This window comes from Sorangium sp. So ce362, from assembly GCF_051519845.1.
GTDB lineage: Bacteria > Myxococcota_A > Polyangia > Polyangiales > Polyangiaceae > Sorangium.
Genome location: NZ_CP150332.1, coordinates 7,600,698 through 7,619,514, shown reverse-complemented (window position 1 = coordinate 7,619,514; position 18,817 = coordinate 7,600,698). Strand labels below are relative to the sequence as shown.

Genomic DNA, 18,817 nt, shown 5'->3' with positions numbered 1-18,817 from the left:
GGGACACCAATGGAGGCGCCCAGGAGGGGCACGGGGCCGCGTAGGACGGCGGCGACTGTTGCATAGGACACCAACGGCGGTGCACAGGAGGGCGCCGAGGCCGCGCAGGAGGGTGCCGGGACCGCACAGGAGAGCGCCGGGGGCTGCGCAGGAGGCCCACCGGGGCTGCGCAGGAGGCCCACCGGGGCCGCACAGGACGGCGCTGGGGCTTATCCAGGAGGGCCAATGGGCTGCGCAGGACTGTACGAGCGGAGCCCTGGTAACACTTCAGACCGGGAGCCGCGGTGACACTTCCTTGAGCCACGGCCCCATGCTCCGGGAGGACTGGAAGCAGGGGCCGGATCCTTGTCGACGCGACACGCTCGCCGCGCTCTCTCGGACCGCCAGAATCTATACACCAACCGCTCCCCTCGGTCTCGGTGCACAGGAGCCTGCCCTCACGGTCCGGCGTGAGCTCGCGCAGGTCAACGCGCCTTGATGAGCTGCAGCTCCTTGTTCTTGAGGTTGACCTGCGCGAGCAGAACAGGACCGTAGTACAGCTCCCAGACGTCGTCCGCGATCGGAAGCAGCCCCACCGGCTCGTTGGCGATCAGCTTGGAGACGAACGCGTGCGCGCCCCCGAGCTTCACCTTTCCCATGTGGTCGATGCGTCGAACGGCCATCGTGTCCGGATACTCCGGCGACGAGGGCTTGCTTGGCATCGTCCGCCGCGACGGCGTGTAGCGCGATGCCGGCGTCCTCTGGCCGAGCGCCTCGTGAGGCCGCTGGTCGTTGTACTCGTGCCGGAAGCGGTCGAAGACGCGCTGCTGCGCCGCGAGCGTGGCCTGTGGCGGCGAGGTCGCCTCCGCCTTCAGCGTCTTGTGCATGCGCTCGTGACGGCCGTTCTGCTGGGGCTTGCCGGGCTCGATGCGCTCGGGAACCACGCCGAGCTTGATCCAGCTCACCGACAGCGCCGACAGCCCGCCGATGCCCAGCGTGGCGAACGGCGGGCCGTTGTCCGAGCGGATTCGGTTTGGCAGCCCGAACTCGTGGAACGCGCGCTCGAAGTGCGGCCGCACCGAAGCCTCGTCCGGCTTCGCCACGCCCTCGCACTTGAGCAGGTAGCGCGACGCCTGGTCCGTCAACGTCAGCGGGTGGCACCGTGTCTTGTCGCCAAGCGCGAAGTGTCCCTTGAAATCGGCGCACCATGTGTCATTAGGCTGCTCCGCTGGAGCCAGCGTCGACGGCATCGCTGACGTCGGCGTCACCACACGGCGGCGACGGGGCCGGATCAACCCGTGCTTCTTGAGTAGCTCGCCGATGGTGCTCGTCGCCGGCAGCCCCTCGAGGCCCATGCTCTCCAGCCGGGCGCGCAGCTTCTTCGGCCCCCAGGTGGGGCGCTCCTTCCGCAGCTCGACCAGCGCGTCGACGAGCGCCGCTGGCGTCGCGTGCGGGAACGTATGCGCCACGGGCCGCCGCTCCTCCAGACCTCGAGGTCCGGCTTGCTCGTAGCGCTCTACCCACTTGTACCCCGTCTTCCGGCTGATGCCGAACCGCCGGCACAGCTCCGCGAACGTCTCGTCCGACTCGTTGACCTGCGCGATGAACTGAAGCCTCTCGTCCACTGAACATGTCTCTTTCCAGGGCACCAGCGATCCTCCGTCGCCGGTCCTCTACGACATGTGTCACCTAAGCTCCCGGTCCGTCCGGGTGCAACCCAGGCTTCCGGTCTGAACTGTTACCCAGGCCACCGGTCCGTACCGACGGCCCAGGGGGTATCGAAGCGTGTGCGCACGCGGTCACCCCACGCGGTGCAACCACCTTCCGGCGAGCGCCACCTCCTCTGCGTGTTGGCGCTCGCTGCAAACCGCGGAATTCCGGACAGCCCGAGCGCTGGGTGAGTCGTTCGTCACCCCCCAGGGTCACCGCGATCGTTTCGGGCGTGGTGGTGGCGACGAGCTGATCGGCGGAGGAAGCGGGAAGGTCACCGCCTCCGGGCGCTCGCGGCGCCCAGGGCAGGCGCAACCGCCGGCTTGGCCCAGGTCGCGGAGGAGGCGCATGCTCGGGCCCGCAGAAAGAATGAGGGCCCGGAGTTCGCCGCTCCGAGCCCTCGGTCGTTCGCGGATGGACGCGGTCGACGCCTTGTGGTGTCGCACGGTCCACCCGGCTCGGCCAACTTTCCGCTCGGTGCGGGATGGACTCCGTTCGCCAGGTTCAGTGCGCAAATCCGGCCTGCGCTCGGCTCTTTTACCTCTGTCCGCGGTGCGACCGCGGCGACTGGTACTGCGGGGCCGTGTGCAAGGACCTCCGGCGTCGGCTGGCGCGGCATGAGAGCGCGCAGCGCTACTGGAGGAGTCCGGAGGGCAAGCACATGACGTTGCTCCGGGTCCGACAGCTCCGGAAGGAGCGCGCGACGATTGTAACGGACGCTGCTACCCGAGAAGTTGCCCCACCCGCGACTCTCCCCTCGCCGGCCGATTCGCTCCTCGTGTCGAGGGGCGCGAGCGCCGGCGAGGAGAAGAGCCATGAGTTCGATCTGGATGGGAATCGCCCCGGGCCCGACCGCGACGCGGGTGCTGGCGATGCACGGCGCGGGCGAGACGCTCCTGAAGGCGAGGCTGCGCCGCGACCCCTCGCACCCGCGCGCGCTCGCGACGCTCCTGGAGGCGATCGCGCTCTGGCAGGGGATGCACGTCCACGCTGCGCTCGCTGCGGACGACGAGCGGACTTCGTGCGACTCGAGTCTCTGTCGAGATCGGTTGACCGACCACGGAATCGATCCGCTGTTCACCGTCGCCTGGGTCCCCGTCGCCGGGCGAAGGCGAAGACGGCCGGGGATCGCGGGGATGGGCCGCTTTCATGATCTCGAGCGACTGCTGATCGGAGAGGTGTCGCGATGATCTCGGAAGAGCTGCGCTCCCGCATGCGAAGGCTCTACTTCGCCGAGCACTGGAAGGTGGGGACGATCGCCGCCGAGCTGGGCGTCCACCACGACACCGTGCGCCTCGCCATCGATGCGACGCGCTTCGTCAACACCCAGTACCGAGCGCACGTTTCGGTCCTCGATCCCTACAAGAGCTTTATCCAGCTCACGCTCAAGGACCACCCGAAGCTGCTCTCCACCCGGCTCTACGACATGATCACGTCCCGTGGCTACGCAGGCTCGGTGGTGCAGCTGCGCCGGTACGTGCGCGCCATCCGACCCTCTTCGCACCACGAGGCGTTCTTTCGCCTGCGCACCCTGCCGGGGGAGCAGGCCCAGGTGGACTGGGGATGCTTTGGGACCCTCCTCGTTGGCAGGGCCAAGCGAGCGCTGTCGTGCTTCGTGATGGTACTCGGGTGGTCGCGCGCCGTCTACGCCTACTTCACCCTCGACCAGACGCTGGAGAGCTTCGTCCGCTGCCACATGCGCGCCTTCGAGGCGCTCGGCGGCGTGCCACGGGCGCTGCTCTACGACAACCTCAAGACGGCCGTGCTCGAGCGGCAGGGAGACATCATTCGCTTTCATCCTCGTCTGCTCGAGCTCGCGGGCCACTACCACTTTGCCACCAAGCCCTGCGCGCCGTACCGGGGAAACGAGAAGGGCAAGGTCGAGAGGGCCATTCGCTACCTGCGCTACTCTTTCTTCGACGCTCGCTCGTTCTCCTCGGTGGCCGACCTCAACACGCAGCTTGCCGCCTGGATCGCGGCCGTCGCCCACACACGCCGCGTCCCCGGCGATCCCGACGGACGCCTGGTCGCCGAGGCGCTCACCGAGGAGCGGCCGCGCCTGCTGCCGCTGCCGCAACATGCCTTCGAGAGCGATCTGGTGCGACCGGCGGCTTCGGGCAAGACGCCGTACCTCCGCTTCGACCTCAACGACTACTCGATCCCGCACGCTCTCGTGCGCAAGCCGCTCACGCTGATCGCCTCGGAGGAGAGTGTCCGGATTGTCGACGGCAAGACCGTCGTCGCCCATCACCGCCGCTCCTACGATCGGCTTCAAACCGTGGAGGACCCGACGCACCTCCAGACGCTCGCCGACCACAAGCGCCACGCGCACGAGCTGCGCGGGCGCGACCGTCTGCGCACCGCCTGCGCCCATGCCGAGGCGTTTCTCGACGCCATTGCGCTGCGGGGCGGGCACCTCGGTGGCACCACGTCTCGGCTGCTGCGGCTGCTCGATCGATTCGGCGCGGCGCCCCTCGATGGGGCGATCGCCGATGCGTTCGGGCGCGGCGCGCTCTCGGCCCAGTCGGTCGCGCACGTGCTCGATCAGGCGACGCGCGCCGCCGGGGCCCCGCCGCCGCTCGAACACGTCATGTCCGACGATCCGCGAATCCACGGACTGCGGATCACGCCGCACGCGCTCGGCCGCTACGACGCGCTCGGCGCCAGCGACCCGGAGGAGCGTCATGAGTGATCTCGCAGAACGTCTTGACGACCTCGGGCTCCGCGCCACCGGCGCGGGGCTCGACGATCTCATCGCCCTGGCAACGAAAGAGCGCTGGAGCCCGGTGCAGCTGCTCGAACGGGTCGTCGATCTCGACGAGAAGGACCGCGTGAGGCGCAGCCTGGAGCGGCGCTTCTCGGACAGCCATCTCGGCCGCTTCAAGCCGATGATCGACTACGACTGGGCCTGGCCGACGAAGATCGACCGCGAGCTCGTCGAGCACTCGCTCGGCGGGGGCTATCTCGCCGCCGCGCGCAACATCGTGCTCGCCGCCCCGCAAGGCCTGGGAAAGACGATGATCGCCCAGAATCTCGCGCACCAGGCCGTCCTGATGGGCCACTCGGTCCTCTTCGTCACCGCCGCGCAGCTCCTGCTCGATCTGGGCTCACAGGAGTCCTCACGTGCCCTCGACCGTCGCTTGAAGCACTACGCGAAGATCAGCCTGCTCGTGCTCGACGAGGTCGGCTACCTCGCCTTCGACAACCGCAACGCCGACCTGCTCTTTCAGGTGGTGAGCCGGCGGTACGAGAAGAAGAGCCTTGTGCTCACCACCAATCTCGCGTTTAGCGACTGGCCGACGGTCTTCCCGAACGCGACGTGCGCCACCGCGCTCATCGACCGGGTGATCCATCATGCCGACGTGATCGCGATCGAGGGGGAGAGCTACCGGTTGCGCGAAGCCAAGGAGCACGCCGGCCGGCGAGCACCGTCTCCGCGAGACGACGGGGTGCCGAAGAACAAGAAGAAGTAGGCGTTGCCCGGCAGCCCGGCCACCCGCTCAGGGGTCGGCCGGGCTGTTCAGATTTCCGCGGTTTGAACGGTCCAGCAACATCTGCGGCCGCAAGCACGGTCTCCTCCCCTCCGGCTCGACGGAAGAGGCCGGCGAGCTGCGCCACGCTCGCCCATCCCTGGAAGACACCGGCCAGCGACGGAGTCCCCGAGGCGTCCAGCAGGCTCGCCGAAAGCAGCCGCGCCGCATCGGCGGGGCTTATCCAGGGGGCGGCCCCGCAGAGATCGCCGAGCGCGTCAGCGTCGTGGCCTCCTGCCTCGAAGGCAAGCACCGCACGCCGTGCCGCCTCGGCGCGCATCGATTCAGCGAGCGCCCCTGCAAGCCGCGCCAGCGCGCCAGTCCGCGCATAGCTCCCGGAGGGCTCGACGCAGCCCTCCGCGATTCGTAAAGCCGCTTCGTCCCCCAGGAGCGCGACCGAAGCGGAAGGGTGCTCCTTGACCCAATTGCACCGCTCCTCCGGGGCGAGCTCCTCGAAGAGTGCCCGCACCTCCTCCACCGGCCGCCGGCCCGGAGGGAGCGCCTCACCAAGGCGAAGCAACGCGTCCGCCCGGTAGCCTGCGCTGCTCCCCGCCCACCGCAGCACGAGCGCGCGCGCCTCGTCCTCTCGCCCGACCGAGACCAGGCGTGCACCGAGAGCATGCACCGGCCAGACCGGAACCTCCTCGAGCGCCCTCTCCAGGAGAGGCTCGGACAGGTAAGGCGTCACGGCCTCGGCTTCCTCCCTGGTCTCGAAGCACCAGGGCGCCCAGAGTCGTTCGATCTCCTGGACAGCACGAACTCTCGCCTCTGCCGGCAGCGCGGAGAGCAACCGGGCGAGGACGCGGATCCGCTGGGGCGTAGGCAGGGAACGCGAAGCCCGCTCCAGCGCGACGGCGGAAGCTTCGCTCACCCTCGGCCCAGGCACGAGCGCGGGCGGCGCCCCTCCCGCGCGCGCGATGGCCTCTGCCGCGACCTCCCGGGCTTCCTCTTCGGGGAGCAGGCCCGCCGCCGCGACGAGCCCCCAGACCGCATCCCCCTCATCCGACCGGCGCGCCGCTGCGAGCGCGAAGCGCGCAACCCGGATGCGCCTCTCGCCCTCCGCCGCCTCCGCCACGGCGACCAGCGCCGAGGGGCTTGACCACCCCGCGCCCGTGTTCTCGGCGATCTCGAACGCTCGCTCGAGGACCCCGGCTCGGGCGGACGGCGAGACCTCCGCAGAGAGGGCGACTAACGACAGCGCGCGCGCCGCGTCCGCCTCAAGCCATGGAGTCACGAGGTCTGCGTCCGGGGTCGCCCAGGGCTCCGCGTCTCCCAGCGTCGCCGCCGCGCCCTGCGCCGCCGCACAGCGGACGAGCGCTGCGGCGAGGGAGGGAGGCATGGAGCCGCAGCGCTCCACCTCCTCTCCGATACGATCGCGCAGGCGGCGGAGATCGAGGAGGGCATCGGCGAGCGCCTCGGCAGAGGCAGCCGCTACCCAGCCCGGCTCGGCAAAGGCGAGCATCGAGGCGACGGGAGCGCCGCCGAGCGCGAGGTGCGCGCTCGCATGACGGCGGAAGTAGGCCGGCCGGCGGCGGGAGGTCTCCGCGGTACATCGCGCGATCGCGTCCCGGTAACGCGCCTCGATCGCCTCGTCGCGACCGGCGCTCCGCTGCGCCCACGCGACCCGCAGCGCCTCATGCTGGAACCTCAGCGCGCGCGCCGGCCCATCCCAGCGCAGGATCCAATCGAGGGACGGTAGGACCACGTGCAGGAGACCGCGCGCGGTAAAGTCGTCAATCTCCAGGAGCTCCGCGACATCCTCTGCATCGAGCGGCGAGAGCGCGCGCGCCAGCAGGGAGAGCACCTCCAGCGCGACCTCTCCTCCGTCGAGGCGCCGGAGCTCACGCTCGACCTCCGCGGCGAGCGCCTCCGGTCCGCCGTCTCCCCCTGCCGCCGCCCAGCTCGGAATGCCTCGGCTCTCCGCCGCGGCGGGGGAAGGTGGTGCAACCTCGACGAGGAGCGCATCCGCGTCCTCCCATCCGAGGCGCTCCCTCCAGGCGTGCGCTTCGCCCTCTCCGCCCGAGATGGAGACCAGACATCGGACGCGCAGTCCTAGCTCCCGGAGCGTCGAACCCCGAGCGCCGCGAGGCCAGTCGACGCAGTCGTCGAGACCATCGAGCACGAGGAGCACCTCGGGCTCGTCCTCGTCCTGGCCATTGGCCAGCCTGTTCCGGAGCTCGGAGCGCAGCTTCAGGACGTCCCGCGGAGGGTGCAGCACGTCCTCGCCGAGCTGCTCCAGGAGCGACGCGAGGATCTCCTGCTCGAAGACGAAGGCGCTCGCCCGTCCTACCTGCACCGCGGCGACACAACCCCGCGTGCGCTCGACCGCCTCGTCAACGAGCCGGGTACACAGCGCCGTCTTGCCGGCTCCCGGAGGGCCGTGCAGCACGCACGCGGGGCCCGGAGCAGCGCGCCATCGCTCGAGCGCTTCACGGGCGCGCTCTTCCCCCTCGGTCCACGAGATGGGCGCGGGAGCTCTTTCCTTTTCCTTTTGCTGCATGCGCACCTCGGCGTGGGGCGTTCGCCTCCGCTGTTCTAGGCCCTGTAAACGCCGTATTGGCCCTTCTTGCCCTTCACCCCGATGACGTGCTCCTGAATGCCGAGCCTCTCGAACATCGCTCCGCATTTCTCGCACGGGTCGACCCGCTTCCGCATCTTCGCGCTGTCGTACGTCTCGATCGAGAGGCCTTCGTCCTGGAACTTCTTCTTGATGCGCCGGTTCACCTCGGCGTCGGTCTGCTCGGGGGTCATGCGGTCCTGAACGCGCACCTTTTTCTGCTCTTTCATCACGTCTCTTCGGATGTTGTCCCCCATCACCGTCACCCGAGACGGCGACGGGGCTGCGCAGGAGACCACCGGGGCTGCGCGGGAGACAACCGAGGCTGCGCAGGAGCCGGACGGTTGTAACAAGGGACACCAATGGACGCGCCCAGGAGGGGCACGGGGCCGCGTAGGACGGCGGCGACTGTTGCATAGGACACCAACGGCGGTGCACAGGAGGGCGCCGAGGCCGCGCAGGAGGGCGCCGGGGGCCGCACAGGAGGGCGTCGGGGCCGCGCACGTGCTTGGCTATCTGTGAGGCGCACAAGCTGTACGGCTGCGATCCGCCGGATACGAACTGCGTCCAGGACTGTAGCTTGATAGTCGTCCCGCTGTCCTGCCCCGCGTGCGAGGACGAGCTCGTCGCGTACTATTCGTGCTGGCTGCCTGAAGCCTCCACCTGTAAGCAGGGGTTGCCCGCCGACTGCCAGGACGAGAAGGACGCGTACTACGCGTGCCTGGACGCTCACGGGTGCATCGGGCTGGAGTGCGACTACCCGCACGGCCTGGAGGGCAACGAGTGCGCGTGTTCGTCCACGTGCCTCAGCAAGAAGCACGAGGTCAAGTGCGGGCCATCCGAGGACGGTACGACGATGTGCTCGTGTCTCGTCGAGGGAGTCGAGGTCGGGACGTGCGACGGCGCGCCCAGGGAGGTGTGTCACCTCACGCAGGGCTGCTGCCAGCAGTTCTTCGACATCAACTGACCGTTCGTCTCCGCTCACCGCTCCTCCCCGCCGCCTGGAGCGCGGCGTCCCGTGAACAGGCGATTTCCTCGCAGTCGCCCCGCGGAATCGTATACGCTGCATGCATGAGTCAGGTCGTGATGCAGGCAGCGGAGTTCTCGACGGTCGCTGCGGCGGAGCAGGCCGCGGCGGAGCTGCGGCGGCTCGTCGCCGACTATGCCATCTACGAGAAGACCGCCGACGCGCCGTGGAGCGAGGGCGCCGTGCCCGCGCCGCTGGTCGAGTTCGGGCGGCGGCACGGCGTGCCGTGGCCAGGCGACGCAACGTCGCGGTTCCTGCTCAAGGGCCTGTTCAACGACGAGGCGAACGTGCTCAGCGTCGATCGCCTGGTGTTCTTCTGGGGCGGCGGCTTCGATCTCGGCGGCGCGTGGCTGCGTGAGGTGCTGCTGCGCGGGCTCGGCGCGGTGCATTCCACCGACGCGCCGCGGCTGGTGGTGCGCGTGGACGATCCCGAGGCTCGCGCGGCGGCGTCGGCCGAGTTCCTCGTCGAGGAGGACTACGAGGAGCCGTTCACGACGACGGACGACGCCTTGCTCGATCGTGCGCCGTTCACCATCACGTTCGAGCGCGACGGCGACCGCGTTCACCTGACGTTCGATGACTCGGGCGGGCAAGACTGGGCGTTCGTCGCGATGCTTCCCCAGCTCTCGGGCGACGATCCCACGCTGCGCCCCTCGTCTTGAACCGCGAGCAGGCTGCTGGGGATGATGCCCCGGTGCTCTTCCTGGACGCCGGAGCTCAGGCACCGCGGCGGGCGGGCCGGCGCGGCGGCGTGATGGGGGCGAGGGGTGTCCGCCGGGGAAGAGCACGGCGGCGGCCGAACGCGCGGGCCGCGACCGAGATGCTGTGGCATGCCACGTCGCGGTGAGCAGCAGGTTCACGCTGCGACGGAAAAACTTCGCTCCGGCAATATCTGCTCTCGTGGTGAGCCGGTCCGATGGCGATCTGCTACTGCCATTGGTGAAACCGTTGATTCGCCAGAACGATGCTGGAGTTCTCTGCGCTGCCGGAAGCTCCGTTCGTGGCCTTCGCGATGACCTCGAACTCCTCATAAAGAATGCCTGTGGTTCGATGAGGAAGCCTCCGTGCGTCCGGAGCGGACGAGGCGTGACAGCAAAGCAGGCGCGTCGTCTCGGGGGCCTCGCTCGGCCATCCCGACGACAGGAGAGAGGGGTATGTCGAAATTCCGCTTGAGCCGACGTGCCATGCTGCGAGGAGCCGGCGCCATCGCCGTCGCGCTCCCGTGGCTGGAGATCATGGGAACCGAGCGCCTGGCGCGCGCGCAACCCGCCCCCGCCCGGCGCTTCGTCGCCGTCTACACGCCCGGCGGGACCTTGATCGATCGCTGGCGTCCGACCGGCACCGAGACGAGCTTCACCCTGGGTCCCATCCTGGCGCCGCTCGCGCAGGTGCAGGACCGGTTGCTCGTCGTCGACGGCCTCGACATGAAGAGCGCGCGCGGTGAGCAGCACCAGGCCGGGATCATCGCCTGGCTCACGGGCACGGCTCAGATAGCTCAATCGAACGGCTACGCGGGGGGGCCGTCCATCGATCAGGTGATCGCCTCCCGGATCTCCGCCGGTCGGACGGCGAAGGCGAGCCTCCAGCTCGCGGTGCGCTGGGCGACGGGCAAGTCCCACGGCCTGATGTCGCCGATGAACGTCGCCAATTTCGAGGACACCGCGCCGTACAACCCCATCCCGCCGCGCCTCGATCCGGTGGAGATCTTCACCGATCTCTTCGGCACGCTGGACCCCGGCGCCAGCGACGACGCCGCCCGCCGCCTCGCGCGGAAGCAATCGATCCTCGACTTCCTCGACCGGCGCTACGCCGCCCTCTCCGCGCGCCTCGGCGCGGCCGACAAGCAGAAGATCGACCAGCACCTGACGAAGATCCGCGAGATCGAGCAGAGCCTCAGCAGCACGCCGGCTGCGACGAGCGCTTGTCGGGTCCCGACGAGGGTCGACACGTCCGACTACAACCCGAGCGCGGGGCTCGGCTCGGACGACACCGGCTCGATCAAGGACACCTCGACCGACGCGGCGATCCCCAAGGTCGGCAAGCTCATGATGGATATGCTGGTGATGGCGCTCGCCTGCGACATCACCGCGGTCGGCACCCTGCAGTGGAGCGACACCGAGGCGAAGTACACGTTGCCGTGGCTGAACCTGACCGAGCACCACCATTTCTACCAGGAAATGGGCGGCTTCAGGCCGGCCGAGTGCGAGCTCATCTACACCTGGTACTCGGAGCAGCACCTCTATCTCTTGCAGGAGATGGAGAAGGTCGACATGGGCGGGCGCTCGCTGCTCGACGAGAGCGTCGTCTTCTTCGGCTCCGAGATCTCGCATCCGCCGACCCACGCGAAGACGAACATGCCGTTCCTGCTGGCCGGCGGCGGCGGGGGCCTGCGCACCGGGCGCTGGGTCCGGTACCCGAACCTCCCGCACAACAACCTGCTCGTCTCGATCCTGAACCTGTTCGGCGACACCCGGACCAGGTTCGGCGCGCCGGAGTACTGCACCGGGCCGCTCACGAACCTCATGTAGGCATTTCCCGCGATGCCTGGCTGAAGGCGAGCTTCGCCGCCGGCGCGAGCGGCGGGCGCGAGCCATCCTCGACCGTCGAGATCGACGATCGGGTGGATCTCCACGTGCTCGTCGTCGCTACGCGCCCGCGGGTCGCCTTCACGCCCCAGCCTGCGGGCCGCCGCCTCGCGACTGTGGCGCGGACTTACCCGACTTCACCGGCGATGTGGAGCGCCGTATCCAGCGGTGCCCCGCGTCTCGTGGCGCTCGTTGACCGACTGTGGTCGATGGCGCGCGTGTTGAGGCATGCGCGTCCGCCTACCTGGACGACCGGAGAACATCACGCGCCCGCCGCGATCGCATCCTGGAGGCGCGGGAACTCGGGCTTGAAGCCGAGATCTTCGCGGATGCGGCGGCCGTCGAGGAGGACGTCGAAGGCTCGGGCCGCTTCGCCGGCCGAGCCGTCGGGCGGTGGGGCGCCGACCGACGCGAAGACGGTGGCGAGGTCGGGGGCTTCGTCGTCGACCACGTTGTAGATGCGGTGCGAAGGCGATGCGGTGTCGAGCACGCGCGCGACAGCCTGCGCGACGTCGGCGTGATGACTCAGGGCCATGCGCTGCGACGGCGGCCAGCCGCGCATCATCGGGATCGCTTCCTCGATGTGCGGATCACCGTCGCCGTAGACGAAGGGGAGGCGGAGGACGCGCACATCGAGGCCCTCGAGGGCGAAGAGCGCGCGTTCGGCGGCGAGCTTGCTCGCGGGGTAGCCCGGTGGCGGCGCGCACTCGTCGCCCTCGTGGGCGAGGCGGCCGCCGCTCGGTCCGTAAACCAACCCGGTGCTGGTGAAGACGAAGCGGTTCACGTTCGCGGCGCGGGCGGCGGCCGCGAGTCGTTGCGTGCCGAGGTCGTTGACGGTGTGCGCTTGTTCCGGGGTGGCGCCGCGGAAGAAGGCGGCGCAATGGACGACCGCGTCGATGCCGCGCACCGCGGGCGCGAGCGAGGCTTCGTCGAGGAGATCGCCCTTCACGGTCTCGACCCGGTGCTCGCGCAGCTCGGCGGCGCGGTTCGGATCGCGCACGAGGGCGCGGACATGATCGCCCCGGCGGGCGAGGCGCTTTGCGAGACGGCTTCCGACCTTTCCGGTCGCTCCGGTGACGAGGATCTTCATGACCGCGATGCTAGCGACGCGCGCGGGTTGGGAATTGGAAGAAGCGGACAATGTCACGCGCGGGCATGCGCGATCGGCGCGCACGTTCGTCCTCCGGTCCTGCACGCGAGCCCCCGCCGCCATCGCCTCGCGCCCAGCGCGTCGATTGCGCCGGCCGTCGAGGCGCTGTTCGCGAACGAGCGCACAGGCGACGCGCCGCACGTCTCGATCCCGCGCCCCGAGATCGAGCTGATGTTTCGCTTCGGGCCGGCGGCGCCACGCGGGCTCGAAGCGCATGCGTTCGGCGCGCGGCAGCGGGTGCGTCGCTTTCCATATCTCGTCGTGTACCGAGACGAGCCAGCGCGCATTCGGGCCGCCGCCTCACGATTGCAGCGCGGTGCGCCGGAACCTGAACGAGCGATGCCGCAACGGTTCGTCCGACGGGCCGCTCGTGGCGACTGCGATGGGCTATGAGCTATCATCGCCCGCACGCTCAGCGCACCACGAGCGCCGCGCCGAAGCACGCCGTCGCGACCAGCATGGTCACGATCGGCGGCGGCGGAAACGCGCGGACGGCGATGGCCAGCAGCGCCAGCGACACCGCCGCGTTCAGCGCCACGACAGCAGGGAGCGCGGCGAGGGCGGGCGCGGCGAGCACGCAGACGGCGCCGTGCAGCGCGAGCACCCGCCGCCATGAACGATTCGGCCTCCTCGCGGCGATGCAGACCGCCTGCTCGCTCGTCGGTCGGGGTGGCCGAATGAGCGTTGCCTGGTCTGCCGCGGGCCTGTACGATCCACGAGCTTCATCCCCGAGGCCCGTGCATGAAACCGAGCGTCTAGGTGGAAACCAGCATCGTCAGCTACCTGACTGCCAGGCCGAGCCGCGATCTGGTGCGAGCGGCGCATCAAGAGGTGACCGGCGAGTGGTGGGCACGGCGGGACGCCTACGATTTGTACATCTCGCAGCTCGTGGTCGACGAAGCTTCGGCGGGCGACCCCGGAGATCTGCCGAGCTGGTGGCTTCGAGCCTCCGGTTATCTGCACGCCTCTGGAGCTCGTGGAGGAGTAACATCATGCGCTATTCCGATTCCATCATCGACGAGGTCCGTGCTCCCCGCGACGCCATCGCCAAGGAGCACGACTATGATATTGATAAGCTCGCCGAGGCGCTCAAGGCGCGCGAGGCCAAGAGCGGGCGGAAGATCGTACGGCTGCCACCGCGCGAGGTGACGCTCGTTCGCAACGCCTCGTGACGAGGCGATGGGCGATAGCTCCGCCCAACAAGGGCCTGCTGACCGGCGTGTGGGCGCGCGCAGCGCACCCACACGCGGCAGAAGCCCAAGACGTCAGGCCGACCTACGTAGCCGCCTCCCGCGCGCTTCTATGAACCTGATTCAGCTGGCCGACGCCCTGACCGCATGCGCCGTCGCTGACCCCTGGGCGTTCGACGGCAGCGACTTCTTGGAGACGCTCTCCAGGATCGAAATGACGGCTGGCGCTCTTCAGCCGCCGTTTTCCCCGGAGATCGAGCTGAACGATCGCTTTATCGTGGTCGATCACGCGGGCCATGTGCCAGAGTCCTCTGTCTGGGGCTTCGCCGATCGTACGGAGCTTGAGGCGTTCATCCTTGGCCCCGCGGGGCTGACGAATCCGTTCACGACCTTCTGCGTCGCCTTTGTGGACGGCAGCTGCTGCCCGTTTCGGCTGCTATACGTTGATGGTGCACGAGATATCGAGTTCAGCAAAGCCGCGCAGCTGGAGCGCGATCCCTCTGGGCATGAGTATCCGAAGCTTCGACTCGAATGGCTGCCGACCGCGCAGCATCGCTCGTGACGCGTCCATGCAGGAGGCCAAGAGGCAGCCTGACTGGCGAATGGATCCGACGGGCTTGCGGCCGCCGTTGATTCGCAGGATCGTTGGGCAGACGGCACACATCGCTTGATGCCGATGCCTGGGTGTTGGCACCCCAGAGCACGAAGACTCAACTGAGAAAGCTCGCGATCATCGAACACATCTCGCTGGACGGCATGATCCAGGTCTCCGGCGAAGACGGCGACTTCCCCAACGGCGACTGGACCGCGCCCTATCGGACCCCGCTGGCCGGGACGCAGTCATCGCCGCGCATGACGAGAGCTTCGATCTGCGGCTTGGCCGTCGCACCTACGATATCTGGTCGGGCTTCTGGCCAAAGGCGCCGAGCAGTCCGATCGCGGGTCCTCCAGCACGCCGCCCGGTGCGCCCCGGCCGCCGCGTCCGCCTCGCTGGGGCTCGCCGCCGTCGCCGCCCGGGCCGCCGTCGGACGTCTCGATCTCGCTGTCGCGCACGGTCACCCTGGCGTGCAGCGCGACGATGCCGCCGCTCGGGGAGCCGTTCTCGCCCCCCTTGCCGCCTCGGCCGCCGCAGCCGCCTGCCCCGCCCGAGCCTCCCCCGGCGCCCCCCTGGACGCCGCGCCGCACACGCCGAGCCCGCCCCTGCGGCCGCCGCCTCCGCCGCCGCCCTGGCCCGGCGTGCCCCGGCCGCCGTCGCGGGCCCAGTCCGCTTCCCAGCCGGCCTCGCGGATGCGCCCGATGCCCTGGCCGGGGGCGCCGACGCGGCCTCGCGCGCCGTAGATCCCGTAGTCGCCGTCCGTGCAGCCCACGTCGGCCACGTCCCCTCGTCCTCGCCGTCCGTAGTTGCCGGGGTTCCGCGTCGGCGTCGGGGTCGGCTCGCCGTCGCGCCCGTCCTCCGCGCCGCTGGGCAATCCGTCACCGCCCTTGCCGCCGACGCTCGGGAGCCCGCCCTCGCACGGGTTCATCACGGCAGGCCCGCCCTGCGCGGACCGCACCCGACCCGGGTTGGGCCGACCCGGGCTTCCCGCCTGCCCTTCCTGCCGCAGCCGCTCCGCACGCCCGGTCCGCTGGCGTATCCTCGGCGCATGGCCCGTACCGCCCCGGTCCCGAACATCCCTGCCATCCCCGGCATGAACCCCGGCGTCTTCGTCATGGGCGGAGGAGGAGGCGGCGGCGGGAGCGGGGCGCGCGGCGGCAACGGGTCGAAGAACGGCCAAGGCTCCGACGGAAAGAACGGAGGCAGCGGCGCCAGCGGCGGTGGCAAGAGCGCCTGCGGTTCCCCCGGGAAGGACGGCGGCGGATGCCCCCAGCACCACGGCGGGAGCAGCAGCGGCGCGGCGTCGCATGGAGATCCCATCGACGTCATCACCGGCCGCGTGTTCACCGCGCCCGTCGTGGACCTCGATCTTCCAGGGCCGCTACCGCTCGAGCTCGCGCGCTCATATTCCACGACCAGCCGCGAGCGGGATATCGGCCTTGGCCACGGCTGGACGCACAGCTTCGCCTGGGAGGTCGAGCTGCGCCGCGGCGGCGGCGCGAAGGTCTGGACGGACGACGGTCTTGACGTGTCCTTCGGCGTCGTCGAGCGGGGCACGGGAGTGATCGGACCGCACGGATGGGTGCTCCACCGGCACGAGGAGGGGTTCGCGCTCGACGTGCCCGACGGCACGCGGCGAATCTTCGAGCCGGATCTCGGCGACCCGGCGCGCCGGCGCTTCCGCCTCGCTCGAGTCGAAGATCGCGCCGGGAACCGGATCCAGCTCCACTACCATTGAGGAGAGCTCGATGGAGGGACCGTTCTTTGGTGAAGGCCAGTCCAGGGCATTCGAGGCCCTGCGATCCTGGCATGAAGCGGGGCGCCCGTCGGCGTGCGTCGTCCATGGCCCCTCCGGCACAGGGAAGAGCACGGTCGTCGAACGCTTCTTCCGCTCGATCCCGGGTCCTGGCACCCTGAAGCTCCTCGTCCACGCCGGACGCACGTTTGGCGCGGCCTTCGAGGAGGAAGTGCTCGCGCGGCTCTCGGCTGGCCCATGGCCCGAAGGCACGGGATTCGACGAGTTTCACTTCGGTGTCCGCACGAGCCTCGTGAACCGCATCGCAAACTGGGACGGCGAGGACGGCCAGCCGCAGCTCTTGATTGGCCTGCTCGCGCCTGATGCCTGCGTGGACTGGCCGGACGACCCTCGCCGCTCGGTGCTGGACGAGCCAGGCCCCGGCGCGCGTGTGCTGGTGACGGTCTCCGGCGCGCGCGACGTTGCCGAGCGGTGGGCAGAGCGGCTCGGTCTCCGCGCCGCGGACGTGACGTACGTTTCGGTCGACGGATTCCGCCAGGAGGACGTCGAGCCATCTCTCCGCGACCATCTCGCCTAGGCGGCGGTTGACGGTCCAGGTCCACGCGCCCATGTGGACGCGATCGCGAGATCACTCCGCGATCGCGGCGCGGCTCCGCTGGAAGAGCTCATGACGACCCTCGCGTGCGCCTTCGCGCCGCTCGACGCGACCGAGCTGGCGCCGCTCCTCGGCGCGCACGTCGCCGAGGTGATCGGCTCTCTCGACACGCACCGCGAGGCCGTGGAGCCGGTTCTCCAGTGGTGTGAAGAGGGTCGCCAGATTCGCTTTCGTCATGAAACGCTGCGCGCCGCCTGGGTGGCCGCGCACCCGGAGCACGTCGCGCTCGCTGAGCAGCGGTTCGCCGAGGCTGCCCGGGCGCTCGTTCGCACCTGGGAGAGCGTCGACACAGGCGAGAGGGGCGCGGTCACCTACCTCCGCCGGTACGCCGGCGATCACCTCGTCTCCGCCGGCGCGCCGCGCGCCGATCTCCTTCCGCTCGGTGCACCGCGGTGGGCATGGCCGCGCTCGCGCGAGGATCTCGCTGCGCGCCGGGCGGAGCTGGGGCGCGTGCGACGCTCGATGTCGGCGCCGCTTGGCGCCTCCGACGCCAGGGATATCCCGCCCGACGCGCTGTCGAGCTTCGTGCGGATCGCGCTCGCGCAGGGCGCGCTCGCGACGCTGCACCGCGCGTGGCCTCCTGGAGCCGACCGGGCTGACGAGGAGGCGTGGAGCGACACGGAGCGGGCGCTCGCCGTCTCGCTCTTCGCCCTCGCGGCGCGCGCCTCTCCCTCGCTGCGCGCGGACATCGAGGCGCCCGCGCTCGACGTCGTGAGGCGGACAGGCGCGGCATGGCGCGGTGATGGCTGGGAAGATGCGCTCGCATTGCTCACCGCGGCGCGCGCTGCATCGGGCGACGAGGCGTCGACGTTCGCTCGGTGGGCGGTCTCGGCCACGTGGCGCGCGGAAGGAGGGCCCGACAGCACCTTGAGCGCGTGGCTCACGGCGGCCGACTTCCTGCCGCGCGCCGAGGCGGAAGCGCTCGTCCAGCAAGCCATCCAGCGCGCGCTGTCGAGCGCGAAGCCGGGGCAGGCGCTCGCGCGGCTCGCCACGGCGAAAGGGATGGGGCGGAACCAGGTGCTCGCCCTCCTCGGCGCGGCGGTCCCTCTTCCACCGACGTCCCGCGCCAACGCGCTGGCGCCCCTCTTGCCAGTGCTGCCCGATGCAGAGCGGACCCTCGCTGTCTCGATGTCCTTCGATACGTTTTTTGCCGACCACGACGAGGGCGCCGACAGGCACGACGTCGGCGCGTGCACCGCGGCCCTACTTCCCTTCCTCGGGCTGGCCGAGCTCTCCAGGCTGCTGGACGAGGCCCTCCCGCCCCCTTCCGCGATGGCCGTCCGGTTCGCCGAGCTCGGCGATCCGGAACGCGCGCTCGGCATCGTCCGAGAGCTCTGTGGCAGCGGGATCTTCGCCGCTCGTCCGCTGCTCTGCGCCGCAGCGACCGAGGGAGGCCGCTCCCTCGTGCAAGCGGCGCGCGACGCGGTGGCCTCGCTGGAGCCCCCGTGGGTCGCCGCGGGGCTCGTGTGTGATCACGCGGCCGAAGCGATCCAGGTGCTCGGGCTCGAGGCGGCGGTGGCGATCGCCGAAGGTGGCGGCGGAGGTGGCTCGGAAGCCGCGCGCGTCATGGCCCTCGCGGCGCTCTGTCTCGCCGCCCCCGAGCCGTCGCGCCCCACGCTCGCGGCGCGCGCCGTCACTGCTTACCACGACGACCGGGGCACCGAGGCTCTGGAGAGCGTGGTGCGCTGCGCTCCCTGGATGTCGCTCGCGACGGCGGCAAGGCTGTTCGTCGTGAGCCTCGGGGACGCGGCGGAGGACGCCTCGCTCGTCTCGACCCTGAGCCGCTGGGGCGGCGTGGAGCAGCTCGCGCCCCTCATCGCGCGTATCGGCGGAGATGAAGCGCTCGCTGCCGCCGCGAGCGTTCTCTCCGAGGCGCTCCGGTGGAAATTGCGGGCAAACGCCGGATCGAAGGAATGCTCGACGTCCGGGGTCGCGCCCGCGGGACTCGACGATGGACGTTCCACGATGCAATGATGGCCGATTCGTGATTTCCGAGCCGCAGCGCGGTGATCGCGAGGTGCAACCGAGTGATGCGCTCGCGCACGCACAAGCACCGTGACGAGGCACACCGAAGGCGACAGGG

At 70.1% G+C, this 18,817-nt stretch carries 16 protein-coding genes and 2 pseudogenes; 12 read left to right on the top strand and 6 right to left on the bottom strand.

Translation table 11 applies throughout. The annotated features are described in order from the left end of the window. Positions 1-464 precede the first annotated feature (464 nt). Complete coding sequence (locus WMF17_RS28985; RefSeq protein ID WP_437644269.1) at positions 465-1,628, bottom strand: integrase core domain-containing protein; 1,164 nt, start codon at positions 1,626-1,628, stop codon at positions 465-467. A gap of 876 nt (positions 1,629-2,504) precedes the next feature. On the opposite strand from WMF17_RS28985, the gene WMF17_RS28980 reads away from it, so the two are divergent. The 3 genes from WMF17_RS28980 to istB are packed head-to-tail and all read left to right on the top strand — an operon-like array spanning position 2,505 to position 5,162. Then, the gene (locus WMF17_RS28980) at positions 2,505-2,879 is read left to right on the top strand and encodes a hypothetical protein (protein ID WP_437644268.1); all 375 of its coding nucleotides are present in this window, start codon (positions 2,505-2,507) and stop codon (positions 2,877-2,879) included. Then, entirely contained in the window at positions 2,876-4,381 is a 1,506-nt protein-coding gene (gene istA / locus WMF17_RS28975; protein ID WP_437644267.1) for an IS21 family transposase, read from the top strand. Before WMF17_RS28980 ends, istA begins: the two co-directional genes overlap by 4 nt. Beyond that, a complete protein-coding gene (gene istB, locus WMF17_RS28970; protein ID WP_437644266.1) occupies positions 4,374-5,162 on the top strand; it encodes an IS21-like element helper ATPase IstB in 789 nt (262 codons plus the stop codon). Before istA ends, istB begins: the two co-directional genes overlap by 8 nt. Positions 5,163-7,284: 2,122 nt before the next feature. Here istB and WMF17_RS28965 read toward each other — a convergent pair. Next, a pseudogene (locus WMF17_RS28965) lies at positions 7,285-7,719 on the bottom strand (AAA family ATPase); the annotation flags it as partial. Between the two features lie 35 nt (positions 7,720-7,754). Beyond that, positions 7,755-8,006 carry a hypothetical protein gene (locus tag WMF17_RS28960; RefSeq protein WP_437644265.1) on the bottom strand — a complete coding sequence of 84 codons (252 nt, stop codon included), beginning with the start codon at positions 8,004-8,006 and terminating at the stop codon, positions 7,755-7,757. A 350-nt stretch (positions 8,007-8,356) separates the two neighbouring features. Between WMF17_RS28960 and WMF17_RS28955 the strand changes: the two genes are divergently transcribed. The 3 genes from WMF17_RS28955 to WMF17_RS28945 all read left to right on the top strand — a co-directional run bounded on the left by WMF17_RS28955 (position 8,357) and on the right by WMF17_RS28945 (position 11,331). Then, positions 8,357-8,743 (top strand): hypothetical protein, encoded by a 387-nt coding sequence (locus WMF17_RS28955; RefSeq protein WP_437644264.1) that lies wholly within the window; start codon positions 8,357-8,359, stop codon positions 8,741-8,743. A 104-nt stretch (positions 8,744-8,847) separates the two neighbouring features. Next, entirely contained in the window at positions 8,848-9,465 is a 618-nt protein-coding gene (locus WMF17_RS28950; protein ID WP_061626173.1) for a hypothetical protein, read from the top strand. Between the two features lie 522 nt (positions 9,466-9,987). Then, positions 9,988-11,331, top strand: a complete 1,344-nt coding sequence (locus tag WMF17_RS28945) for a DUF1552 domain-containing protein (RefSeq protein WP_437644263.1) — start codon at positions 9,988-9,990, stop codon at positions 11,329-11,331. A 319-nt stretch (positions 11,332-11,650) separates the two neighbouring features. On the opposite strand, the gene WMF17_RS28940 is transcribed toward WMF17_RS28945, so the two are convergent. After that, positions 11,651-12,478 (bottom strand): NAD-dependent epimerase/dehydratase family protein, encoded by an 828-nt coding sequence (locus WMF17_RS28940; protein ID WP_437644262.1) that lies wholly within the window; start codon positions 12,476-12,478, stop codon positions 11,651-11,653. 472 nt (positions 12,479-12,950) lie between these two features. Beyond that, a complete protein-coding gene (locus tag WMF17_RS28935; protein WP_437596401.1) occupies positions 12,951-13,142 on the bottom strand; it encodes a hypothetical protein in 192 nt (63 codons plus the stop codon). A 388-nt stretch (positions 13,143-13,530) separates the two neighbouring features. Between WMF17_RS28935 and WMF17_RS28930 the strand changes: the two genes are divergently transcribed. The 3 genes and pseudogenes from WMF17_RS28930 to WMF17_RS28920 all read left to right on the top strand — a co-directional run. Beyond that, a complete protein-coding gene (locus WMF17_RS28930; RefSeq protein WP_437596400.1) occupies positions 13,531-13,710 on the top strand; it encodes a hypothetical protein in 180 nt (59 codons plus the stop codon). 130 nt (positions 13,711-13,840) lie between these two features. Beyond that, positions 13,841-14,290 carry a hypothetical protein gene (locus tag WMF17_RS28925; protein WP_437596399.1) on the top strand — a complete coding sequence of 150 codons (450 nt, stop codon included), beginning with the start codon at positions 13,841-13,843 and terminating at the stop codon, positions 14,288-14,290. A 152-nt stretch (positions 14,291-14,442) separates the two neighbouring features. Continuing rightward, positions 14,443-14,669, top strand: a pseudogene (locus WMF17_RS28920) (dihydrofolate reductase family protein); the annotation flags it as partial. Between the two features lie 114 nt (positions 14,670-14,783). Here WMF17_RS28920 and WMF17_RS28915 read toward each other — a convergent pair. Next, the gene (locus tag WMF17_RS28915; RefSeq protein WP_437651482.1) at positions 14,784-15,254 is read right to left on the bottom strand and encodes a hypothetical protein; all 471 of its coding nucleotides are present in this window, start codon (positions 15,252-15,254) and stop codon (positions 14,784-14,786) included. Positions 15,255-15,371: 117 nt separating this feature from the next. On the opposite strand from WMF17_RS28915, the gene WMF17_RS28910 reads away from it, so the two are divergent. The 3 genes from WMF17_RS28910 (at position 15,372) to WMF17_RS28900 (ending at position 18,708) form a co-directional block, all read left to right on the top strand. Further along, positions 15,372-16,061, top strand: coding sequence for a DUF6531 domain-containing protein (locus WMF17_RS28910; RefSeq protein ID WP_437651406.1), 690 nt, complete (start codon positions 15,372-15,374; stop codon positions 16,059-16,061). 10 nt (positions 16,062-16,071) lie between these two features. Continuing rightward, positions 16,072-16,656, top strand: a complete 585-nt coding sequence (locus WMF17_RS28905) for an ATP-binding protein (protein WP_437644261.1) — start codon at positions 16,072-16,074, stop codon at positions 16,654-16,656. 90 nt (positions 16,657-16,746) lie between these two features. Then, positions 16,747-18,708 (top strand): hypothetical protein, encoded by a 1,962-nt coding sequence (locus WMF17_RS28900; protein ID WP_437644260.1) that lies wholly within the window; start codon positions 16,747-16,749, stop codon positions 18,706-18,708. Positions 18,709-18,817: the final 109 nt, after the last annotated feature.

What these genes read in the sequence shown, in the direction of transcription:
- istB (WP_437644266.1), top strand. Translation starts at nt 4,374, where the DNA reads ATGAGTGATCTCGCAGAACGTCTTGACGACCTCGGGCTCCGCGCCACC.
- WMF17_RS28900 (WP_437644260.1), top strand. Translation starts at nt 16,747, where the DNA reads ATGACGACCCTCGCGTGCGCCTTCGCGCCGCTCGACGCGACCGAGCTG.
- WMF17_RS28910 (WP_437651406.1), top strand. Translation starts at nt 15,372, where the DNA reads ATGGCCCGTACCGCCCCGGTCCCGAACATCCCTGCCATCCCCGGCATG.
- WMF17_RS28925 (WP_437596399.1), top strand. Translation starts at nt 13,841, where the DNA reads ATGAACCTGATTCAGCTGGCCGACGCCCTGACCGCATGCGCCGTCGCT.
- WMF17_RS28945 (WP_437644263.1), top strand. Translation starts at nt 9,988, where the DNA reads ATGCTGCGAGGAGCCGGCGCCATCGCCGTCGCGCTCCCGTGGCTGGAG.
- WMF17_RS28960 (WP_437644265.1), bottom strand. Translation starts at nt 8,006, where the DNA reads ATGAAAGAGCAGAAAAAGGTGCGCGTTCAGGACCGCATGACCCCCGAG.
- WMF17_RS28930 (WP_437596400.1), top strand. Translation starts at nt 13,531, where the DNA reads ATGCGCTATTCCGATTCCATCATCGACGAGGTCCGTGCTCCCCGCGAC.
- WMF17_RS28940 (WP_437644262.1), bottom strand. Translation starts at nt 12,478, where the DNA reads ATGAAGATCCTCGTCACCGGAGCGACCGGAAAGGTCGGAAGCCGTCTC.
- WMF17_RS28980 (WP_437644268.1), top strand. Translation starts at nt 2,505, where the DNA reads ATGAGTTCGATCTGGATGGGAATCGCCCCGGGCCCGACCGCGACGCGG.
- istA (WP_437644267.1), top strand. Translation starts at nt 2,876, where the DNA reads ATGATCTCGGAAGAGCTGCGCTCCCGCATGCGAAGGCTCTACTTCGCC.
- WMF17_RS28905 (WP_437644261.1), top strand. Translation starts at nt 16,072, where the DNA reads ATGGAGGGACCGTTCTTTGGTGAAGGCCAGTCCAGGGCATTCGAGGCC.
- WMF17_RS28950 (WP_061626173.1), top strand. Translation starts at nt 8,848, where the DNA reads ATGAGTCAGGTCGTGATGCAGGCAGCGGAGTTCTCGACGGTCGCTGCG.